This window comes from Streptomyces sp. NPDC040410, assembly GCF_055595715.1.
This window is the reverse complement of record NZ_JBVIVK010000034.1, coordinates 43633-53604: the sequence shown is the minus strand read 5'-3', so window position 1 is coordinate 53604 and position 9972 is coordinate 43633. Positions and strand designations below refer to the sequence as shown.

Below are 9972 nucleotides of genomic sequence, written 5' to 3'. Positions count from 1 at the left end.
CAGGCGCTCCTCGCCACGTACGGCCGGGAACACTCCGACGAACGGCCGCTGTGGCTGGGCTCGCTGAAGTCCAACATCGGCCACACGCAGGCCGCGGCAGGCGTGGCAGGTGTGATCAAGATGGTCATGGCGATGCGCCACGGCGTCCTGCCGCGGACCCTGCACGTCGACGAACCCACACCGCACGTGGACTGGTCGGCCGGTGACGTCCGGCTGCTGACCGAGGCCGTCGACTGGCCCGAGACGGACCGCCCGCGCCGTGCTGCCGTGTCGTCCTTCGGCGTCAGCGGCACCAACGCCCACACCATCATCGAGCAGGCCCCCGCTGCCGAGGAGCTGCCCCCGGCGTCCGACTCGGGCGCGGCCGTGCCGTGGGTGCTCTCCGGCAGGACCGAAGCAGCACTGCGGGCGCAGGCCGCCCGCCTCGTGTCCTTCCTGGACGACAACGACAACGACAGTGACAACGACGGCGAGGCGGCCCCGGTGGCCGACGCGGCGTATTCGCTGGCCACGACCAGGGCGGCCTTCGAACACCGCGCCGTGGTGGTCGCGGAGACCCCCGAGGAGCTCCGGCAGGGACTGGCCGGTGTCGCCCGCGGCGCCACGCCGCCCGGCGTGGTGACCCCCACCGCACGCACCGGCGGCAAGACCGTCTTCGTCTTCCCCGGGCAGGGGTCGCAGTGGGTGGGCATGGCCGCCGAACTGCTGGAGACCTCCCCCGTCTTCCGCGAACGGATCGACGCCTGCGAGCGCGCCCTCGCGCCGCACGTGGACTGGTCGCTGACCGCGGTGCTGCGCGGCACGCCCGATGTCGAGCAGGACCGGGTCGACGTGCTGCAGCCCGTGCTGTGGGCGATGACGGTGGCCCTGGCCGAGGTGTGGCGCTCCTTCGGAGTGACCCCCGACGCCGTCGTCGGGCACTCCCAGGGCGAGGTCTCCGCGGCGGTGATCGCCGGAGCGGTCTCCCTGGAGGACGGGGCGCGCATCGTGGCGCAGCGCAGCCTCGCGGTGCGCGAACTCCAGGGCCGCGGCGGCATGGCCTCGGTGACGCTTCCGGACGAGGAGGCGCAGGAACTGATCGGCCGGTGGGCCGGCCGCCTCGGCACCGGCGCCGTGAACGGGCCCGGGACCGTCGTGGTCTCCGGGGACACCGACGCCCTGGACGAACTCCTCGCCCACTGCGAACAGGAGGGCATCCAGGCCCGCAAGGTCGCCGTCGACTATGCCGCGCACTCGCCGCAGATCGAACGCGTCGAAGCGCAGGCGAGTGAGGGGTTCGCCGGCATCATCCCGCTCCCCGGCTCCGTGCCCTTCTACTCCACGGTGACCGGCGGGAAGCTGGACGCGGACGAGCTCGGCTCCGGCTACTGGTACCGCAACATGCGGCAGACGGTGCGGTTCCACGACGCGATCCGGACCGCTCTGGCCGACGGACACGACGTTTTCGTCGAAGTCAGCCCGCACCCCGTGCAACTGGCGGGCATCCAGGACGCCATCGAGGCCGCCGAGGCGGAGGCCGCGGTCGTACCGACGCTGCGCCGAGGCGACGGCGGACGGCACCGGCTGATGCTGTCCCTTGCCCAGGCCCATGTGCACGGCGTCGGCATCGACTGGGACGCAGTCCTGCCGGGTGCGCGCCGCGTCGACCTCCCGACCTACGCGTTCCAGCACGAGCGGTACTGGCTGGAGGCGGGCGCTCCGGCCGGTGACGTGCGAGCGGCCGGACTGGACGCCGCCGACCACCCGTTCCTGGGGGCTGCGGTGGAGCTGCCGGACACCGGCGGCCACCTGCTGACCGGGCTGCTGTCCCTGCAGGCCCAGCCCTGGCTGGCCGACCACGCGGTGCTGGGCACGGTGCTGCTGCCGGGCACGGCCTTCGTGGAACTGGCCGCCCACGCCGCGGCCGAGACCGGCTGCGATGTGGTCGAGGAGCTCACCCTGCAGGCACCGCTGGTGCTGCCCGAGCACGGCGGTGTCGCGCTCCAGGTCCTCGCAGGCGCCCAGGACGACTCCGGCCGCCGCCCGCTGAGCGTGCACTCGCGAGCCGGGGACGGCCCCTGGATCCGCAACGCCACCGGCGTCCTGGCCACCGGCGGAGCCCCCTCCGGCACCGACCTGAGCAGCTGGCCCCCGGCCGACGCCCAGCCGGTGGACCTGGACGGGTTCTACGACCGCTTGGCGGACCTCGGCCTGAGCTACGGCCCGCTCTTCCAGGGGCTGCGTGCCGCCTGGCGCGGCCACGACGCGGTCTACGCCGAACTCGCCGTCACCGACGAGGCGCAGGCGGACGCGGACGCGTTCGGCGTGCACCCGGCGCTGCTCGACTCCGCGCTGCACGCGCTGGGCGCGGGCGGCCTCGTACCGGCCGCCGACGGGCCCCTGCTGCCCTTCGCGTGGTCCCGCGTCACGCTGCACGGAACCGGAGCAGCCGGCCTGCGGGTACGGCTCTCCCAGGCCGGCGGGGACACGGTACGGCTGGAGGCCGCCGACGGCACGGGCCGTCCCGTGGTGTCGGTGGAGTCGCTGACGCTGCGCCCGGTGTCGGCGGAGCAGCTGCGCACGAGCTCCCGGGACTCCCTGTTCACCGTGGACTGGGCACCGCTCGCCGCACCAGCCGACGCGAAGGCCTTGGCCGTACGGGCCTACGACGACATCGCCGCCCTCATCGCCGCCCCCGCGGCGGAGACCGGGGCGCAGGCGGACACGGACGCCGTCGTCGTCCCCTGCCCGGCCGGGTCGGGCACCGACGCCGAACGGGGCCGGGACGTCCTCGCCGAGGTGCTCCGGCTGGTCCGGTGGTGGCTGGCCGAGGACCGGGCCGCCCGCCTGGTGCTGGTGACCCGGGGCGCGGTCGCCGCACGCGACGATCCGGCACAGGGCGACCCGGTGCAGGCGGCCGTGTGGGGCCTGGTCCGGTCGGCACAGTCGGAGGACCCGGACCGCATCGTCCTCCTCGACACCGAAGAGAACGCCGACGGAGAGCACCTCGCGGCGGCGGCCGTCCCCCGGCTCGTCGCCTCCGAGGAGCCGCAGGCGGCACTGCGCGGCGACGCGCTGCTGCTGCCGCGGCTCGCCAGGGCCGCCGCCGACGCCCCCCGGGCCACCCCGGACTTCGGGACCGGCACGGTGCTCCTGACCGGCGCGTCCGGCGCCCTGGGCGGACTTGTCGCCCGGCACCTGGTCGCCGAACACGGCGTGCGCAGCCTGCTCCTGATGAGCCGGCGCGGCGCGGACGCCGAGGGTGCGGCGGAGCTCCAGGAGGAACTGACCGCCGAGGGTGCCGAAGTGCTCTGGGCCGCCTGCGACGTGGCCGACCGGGACGCCCTCGCCGAGGTGCTGTCCGGCACGCCGGTGACGGCCGTGGTGCACACGGCCGGAGTCCTCGACGACGGCGTGATCGGTTCGCTCACGCCGGAGCGCATGGAGACGGTGCTGCGCCCCAAGGTCGACGCGGTGCTGAACCTGCACGAGCTGGCGGGCGACGTGTCGGCGTTCGTCCTCTTCTCCTCGCTCGCGGGCACCCTCGGCACCCCCGGCCAGGCCAACTACGCCGCGGCCAACGCCTTTCTGGACGCCTTCGCCGGGCGCCGCCGGGCCCAGGGGCTGCCCGCGGTGTCGCTGCCGTGGGGCCTGTGGCAGCGCACCGGCACCATGACCGAGGACCTCGGCGGCGCCGGCCGGACCCGGCTCGCCCGCGGCGGCGTGCTGCCGCTGTCCGACGAGGACGGCCTGGAACTCCTCGACGCGGCGCTCGCGCTGCAGGAGCCCGTGGTGGTGCCGGCACGGCTGGACCTCGCCGCCCTGCGGAACGCGACCGCCCCGGTGCCGCCGCTGCTCAAGGCGCTTGTCGGCGCCCGGCCGCGGCGCACGGACCGGGCGGCTTCCGTACCGCTGGCGCAGCGGATCGCGGGCCTGCCCGAGGGCGAGCGCGAAGAGGCCGTGCTGGACCTCGTCCGGTCCGAGGTCGCCGCCGTTCTCGGACACAGCTCGGCCAAGGCCGTCCAGCCCGACCAGGCCTTCGGCGACCTGGGCTTCGACTCGCTGACCGCGGTGGAGCTCCGCAACCGGATGAACCAGGCCACCGGCCTGCGGCTGCCCGCCACGCTCGTCTTCGACTGCCCGACGCCCGCGGTGCTCGCGCAGCGGGTGCTGAAGGACCTCCCCGGCGGCACGGCCGGGACGGCGCCGGTCTTCGACGGGCTCGACCGCCTCGCCGCCGCCCTCGACGGCGCCGGAGCGGACGGCGTCGACAACGTCACCCGAACCAAGATCAACATGCGTCTCCAGGCGCTGCTCGCCCGCTGGAACGGGAACGAGCCGGCCGATCCGGGAGGCGCCGGCGGAGCCGAGAACGAGGACGACCTCAGCTCGGCGAGCGACGAGGAGCTGTACGAGCTCCTCGACGACGAACTCGGCACCTCCTGAACCGCGCAGGCCAAAAGGGGCGGACAACACCGATGATGAACGAAGACAAGCTCCGGGAGTACCTCAAGCGGGCCACCACCGACCTGCGCCAGGCCCGGCGGCGCGTGCGCGAGCTGGAGGCCCGCGACCAGGAGCCGATCGCCATTGTGGGCATGAGCTGCCGGTTCCCCGGCGGCGTCGGCTCCCCCGAGGAGCTGTGGCGGCTGCTGGCCGAGGGCAAAGACGCCATCTCGCAGTTCCCCGAGGACCGCGGCTGGGACGTCGACGCGCTCTACGACCCCGACCCCGAGCAGCCCGGCAAGGTCTACACCCGGCAGGGCGGCTTCCTCGGCGACGCGGCGGACTTCGACGCGGACTTCTTCGGGATCTCGCCGCGCGAGGCGCTGGCCATGGACCCGCAGCAGCGGCTGCTGCTGGAGACCGCCTGGGAGGCCTTCGAACATGCGGGCATCGACCCCGCCACCCTCAAGGGCAGCCGCACAGGCGTCTTCGCCGGCCTGATGTACCACGACTACGGCTTCACGCCCGGCGTCCTCCCCGAAGGGGTTGAGGGGCTGATGAGCACCGGCAACTCCGGCAGCGTCGCCTCCGGGCGCATCGCCTACACCTTCGGTTTCGAGGGCCCCGCGGTCACCGTCGACACCGCCTGTTCGTCCTCGCTCGTCGCCCTGCATCTCGCCGTGCAGGCGCTGCGGGGCGGCGAGTGCTCGATGGCGCTCGCCGGCGGCGTGACGGTCATGGCGGGCCCGAGCGCCTTCGTCGAGTTCAGCCGCCAGCGCGGACTCGCCCCCGACGGCCGCTGCAAGTCGTTCGCGGCGGCGGCGGACGGGGCGTCCTGGTCCGAAGGCGCCGGCCTGCTGCTCGTGGAGCGGCTGCGGGACGCCCGCCGGCTCGGCCACAAGGTGCTCGCCGTCGTCCGGAGCAGCGCCGTCAACCAGGACGGCGCGTCCAACGGCCTGACCGCGCCGAACGGCCCCTCGCAGCAGCGCGCGATCCTCGAAGCGCTGGCCGGGGCCCGGCTGTCCGCCGAGGAGGTCGATGCCGTCGAAGCACACGGCACGGGCACCAACCTCGGCGACCCGATCGAGGCGCAGGCGCTGCTGGCGACCTATGGACAAGAGCGCGAACGGCCGCTCCTGCTCGGCTCGCTGAAGTCCAACATCGGCCACACGCAGGCCGCCGCGGGTGCCGCCGGCGTGATGAAGATGGTGCTGGCGATGCAGCACGGCGTGCTGCCGAAGACGCTCCACGTGGACCGGCCGACCCCGCAGGTCGACTGGTCGGCCGGCTCGGTCGAGCTGCTGACCGAGGCGATCGCGTGGCCGGAGGCGGACCACCCTCGCCGGGCCGGGATCTCGTCGTTCGGGATCAGCGGCACCAATGCGCACATCATCCTCGAGCAGGCGCCCGAACCGGAGGCGGAGAACCCTGCCGACGACACGACTGAAGGCGAGGGCGTGGCCGAGGATTTGAGGCGGGCCCGGACCACGGTGGTGCCGTGGGTACTCTCCGCGAAGACCGGGCAGGCGCTGCGAGCGCAGGCACGACGACTGCTGTCGTCCGTGGACCTCACGGCCCCGTCACCGGCCGATGTGGGGTTCTCGCTGGCGGCCACCCGCTCGGCGCTGGAGCACCGGGCGGCGGTCGTCGGCGCCGACATGGAAGAGCTGCGCGCGGGGCTGACCGCCCTCGCAGTGGGCGAGCCCGCAGGACAGGTGGTGACGGGGCGCGCCGGGGCCGACCGGGCCAAGGTCGGGTTCCTGTTCTCGGGTCAGGGTTCGCAGCGGCTGGGGATGGGGCGTGAGCTGTACGAGGCTTACCCGGTGTTCGCTGCGGCGTATGACGAGGTGTGCGCGCATCTGGACGCGCCCGTCGACGTCGATGCGGAATCGCTTCATCAGACGGGTTCGACGCAGCCGGCGTTGTTCGCGGTCGAGGTGGCGCTGTTCCGGCTGCTGGAGTCGTGGGGTGTCCGGCCGGATTGTGTGGCCGGTCATTCGGTGGGTGAGATCGCGGCTGCGCATGTGGCGGGTGTGCTGTCGCTGGACGACGCCGTGAAGCTGGTGTCGGCGCGTGCCGCGTTGATGCAGGCGCTGCCCGCGGGTGGTGCGATGGTGGCGGTCCAGGCGGCCGAGGACGAGGTGCTGCCGCATCTGACCGGCGGCGTCGGTATCGCGGCGGTCAACGGCCCGTGGTCCGTGGTGGTCTCCGGAGCCGAGGATGCCGTGCTGGAGATCGCCGAGGTCTTCATCCAACAGGGCCGCAGGACCTCCCGGTTGAAGGTCAGTCACGCGTTCCACTCGCCGTTGATGGATCCGATGCTGGAGGAGTTCGCGGAGGTCGTCAGCGGTCTGGCCTTCAACGAGCCGCGGATCCCGGTGGTCTCGAACCTCACCGGCCGCCTGGCGGAGCCGTACACCCCCGAGTACTGGGTGCGGCACGTCCGCGAGGCGGTCCGTTTCGCCGATGGCGTGCGGACCCTGCACGAGCTGGGTGTGACCACGTTCGTCGAGATCGGCCCCGGCGGTGTCCTCAGCGCCCTCGCCCAGGGCTGCCTCGACGACGCGGACATCGTCACCGTTCCCGCCCTGCGTCCCGACCGCCCCGAACCCCAGGCGCTCACTCTCGCCCTCGGGCAGTTGCACACGCACGGTGTCTCCCCGGACTGGCAGGCGCTCTTCCCGGGCGCCCGGCGTGTCGCCCTGCCCACGTACGCCTTCCAGCGCGAGCGCTACTGGCTCGAAGGAACGGCCGCGCTCGACGTCTCCTCGGCGGGCCTGGACTCCTCCGGCCACGCCCTGCTCGGCGCCGTGGTGGAGACCGCCGGGGCGCAGGACGTGCTGTTCACCGGCCGGCTGTCCCCGGCCGACATGCCCTGGATCGCGGAACACACGGTCGGCGGCGTGCCGGTGCTCCCGGTCGCCGCATTCGTGGAACTCGCCCTGTCCGCGGGACGGCAGGCCGGGTTCCCGCACCTGGAACAGCTGGACGTGGACGCCCCGCTGGTTCTGGTCGAACAGGGCGCCGTCCGCATCCAGGTGCAGGTCGGTGCGGGCGACGACCCCGACCGGCGCCCGGTGCGCGTCTTCAGCCGGCCCGCTGCGGGCGGTGCCGGCGAGCCGTGGGTCTGCCACGTCACCGGAGAGCTCACCCGCAACGCTCCGGCGTCGGAGTTCGACATGATGACATGGCCGCCGACGGGTGCCGAACCCGTGGCCGTGGAGGGCCGTCCGGGTCTGCGCGCCGCCTGGCGCGCCGGGGACGAGCTGTACGCCGAGGCCGAACTGCCTGTCACGGAGCGGGACCGGGCGGACCGCTACGGCCTGCACCCCGTACTGCTGGACGCCGCCCTCCGCGTGCTGGCGTCGGACCGCGCCGAAGACCCCGGCGAGGTGCTCATGCCCTACGCCTGGAGCGGCATGTCCGTGCACACTCCGGGGCCCAGGGCCGTACGCATACGCATCCGGCCCGCCGGTGACGACGCGGTGGCGATCGAACTGTCCGACGCCGACGGCTCTCCCGTCGCGTCGGTCGCGTCCGTCCGGACACGGACGATGTCCCCGCAGCAGGTGCTGGCCTCGCGCGTGGCGCACCAGGACTGGATGTTCGAGGTCGACTGGGTCGAGCACACCGCGGCTTCCGCTCCCGCCACTGCTTCCGAAGCCGAGTGGGCGGTCCTCGGCAACGAGGGTTCCCACTCCGACATCGACGGGCTCCGCAAGGCAGTCGACGGCGGGGCGGCCACGCCTGCCCACGTCCTCCTGCACTGCGCCCCGAGCGAGGGCGACGCCGCCGCGGCGACGCGCGGGCTGCTGGCCGATGTGCTGTCGGCCGTCCAGGAGTGGGTCGCCGACGAGCGGTTCTCCGACGCGCGGCTCGTGGTGATGACGCGCGGAGCCGTCGAGCTGGACGGCACAGCTTCGGACCTCGCGCACGCGGCGGTCTCCGGTCTGGTGAAGTCGGCCCAGACCGAGCACCCTGACCGGCTCCTGCTCGTCGACGCGGACGACTCGGTCACGAACGGCGGCCTCGCCCCGGCGCTGGCCGCGGCGCTCGCCGCTCTGGACGAGCCGCAGGCCGCGGTGCGCGACGGAAAGCTGTACGTGCCGCGCCTCGCCCGGATCACCCGGCCCGAGGAGCCCACCGGTCACGCGTGGGGCCCCGAGGGGACCGTGCTGCTCACCGGCGCGACCGGTGGCCTCGGACGGTCGCTCGCGCGGCACCTCGTCGCCGAACGCGGCGCGCGGAGGCTGCTGCTGGCCAGTCGCCGCGGCCCCGCGGCCGAAGGCATCGGCGAACTCGTCGCCGCCCTCTCCGAACTGGGCGCGCACGTCGACGTTGCCGCCTGTGACATCGCGGACCGGGACGCCCTCGCGGAACTGCTGGCCTCGGTCCCGGCCGAGCACCCGCTCGCGGCCGTGGTGCACGCGGCGGCGGCCCTGGACGACGGCGTGGTCACCGCCCTGACCTCGGAGCGCCTGGACACCGTGCTGCGGCCGAAGGCAGACGGGGCGCTGCACCTGCACGAGCTGACCAAGGACCTGGACCTCTCCGCGTTCGTGCTGTTCTCCTCCCTGGCCGGAGTCCTGGGCAGCGCCGGCGCGGCGAGCTACGCCGCTGCGAACGCCTTCCTGGACGGGCTGGCGCGGCGGCGCCGGGCCGCGGGTCTGCCCGGCACCTCGCTGGCGTGGGGGCTGTGGACGGACAACGGCGGCATGGGCGACCGGATCACCGACGCCGACCGCAACCGGATCGGGCGGGCCGGAGTCGTGCCGTTCACCCCGGCGGAGGGGCTGGCCCTGTTCGACGCCGCCCTCACCGTGGACCGGCCGGTGATCGTGCCGGTCCGGCTGGACGTTCCAGGCCTGCGCGCCATGGCCCGCGCCGGCATGCTGCCCGCCGTGCTCCGCGGCCTCGTCGGCGACACCGGCGCCGCGGCCGGCGAGGCTGCGGCCGCGGGGACCCCCGCTCTGGCCCGCCGTCTCGCCGGGACACCCGAGGCCGACCAGGAGAAGGTCCTGCTGGACCTGGTGCGCCATCAGGCGGCAGCCGCCCTCGGTCACGCCACCGCCGCCCGCATCGAGCCCACCACGGCCTTCCGGGACATCGGCTTCGACTCCCTGACCGCCGTGGAGCTGCGCAACCGGCTCAAGGCCGCGACCGGGCTCCGGCTCAAGCCCACCCTGGTCTTCGACCACCCCAACCCCGTCGCGATCGCCCGGTTCCTCCACAAGGACCTGGTGCTCGACCTCACCGCCGAGGCCCCGCCCGTGCTCGGCGAACTGGACCGGCTGGAGGCGCGGCTCGCCGCGATCGCCCCGCAGGACGCGGTGCGGGACAAGGTCACCGCCCGGCTCAAGGCGCTGCTCTGGAAGTGGACCGACACCCGAAAGGACGCCGCGGCGAACACCGCCGACGCCGGCCCCGGCACCGACCGCGGCCGCGACTTCGACCTCGACCGGATCGACGCCGCCACCGACGACGAGATGTTCGACCTCATCGACCAAGAGCTCGGGTCTCACTGACTCATCTCACGCACTGCTACCG

The 9972-nt window shown here is 74.1% G+C and carries 2 protein-coding genes; both read left to right on the top strand.

The window, feature by feature from the left end; genetic code table 11:
* Positions 1-4425 (top strand): type I polyketide synthase (locus tag ACZ562_RS36135; protein WP_471188422.1); only part of this gene is annotated, 4425 nt, incomplete at its 5' end.
* 32 nt (positions 4426-4457) lie between these two features.
* Complete coding sequence (locus tag ACZ562_RS36130) at positions 4458-9950, top strand: SDR family NAD(P)-dependent oxidoreductase (protein ID WP_471188419.1); 5493 nt, start codon at positions 4458-4460, stop codon at positions 9948-9950.
* Positions 9951-9972: the final 22 nt, after the last annotated feature.

Excerpts from the sequence above, each read along its gene's own strand:
- ACZ562_RS36130 (WP_471188419.1), top strand. The coding sequence starts at position 4,458 with ATGATGAACGAAGACAAGCTCCGGGAGTACCTCAAGCGGGCCACCACC.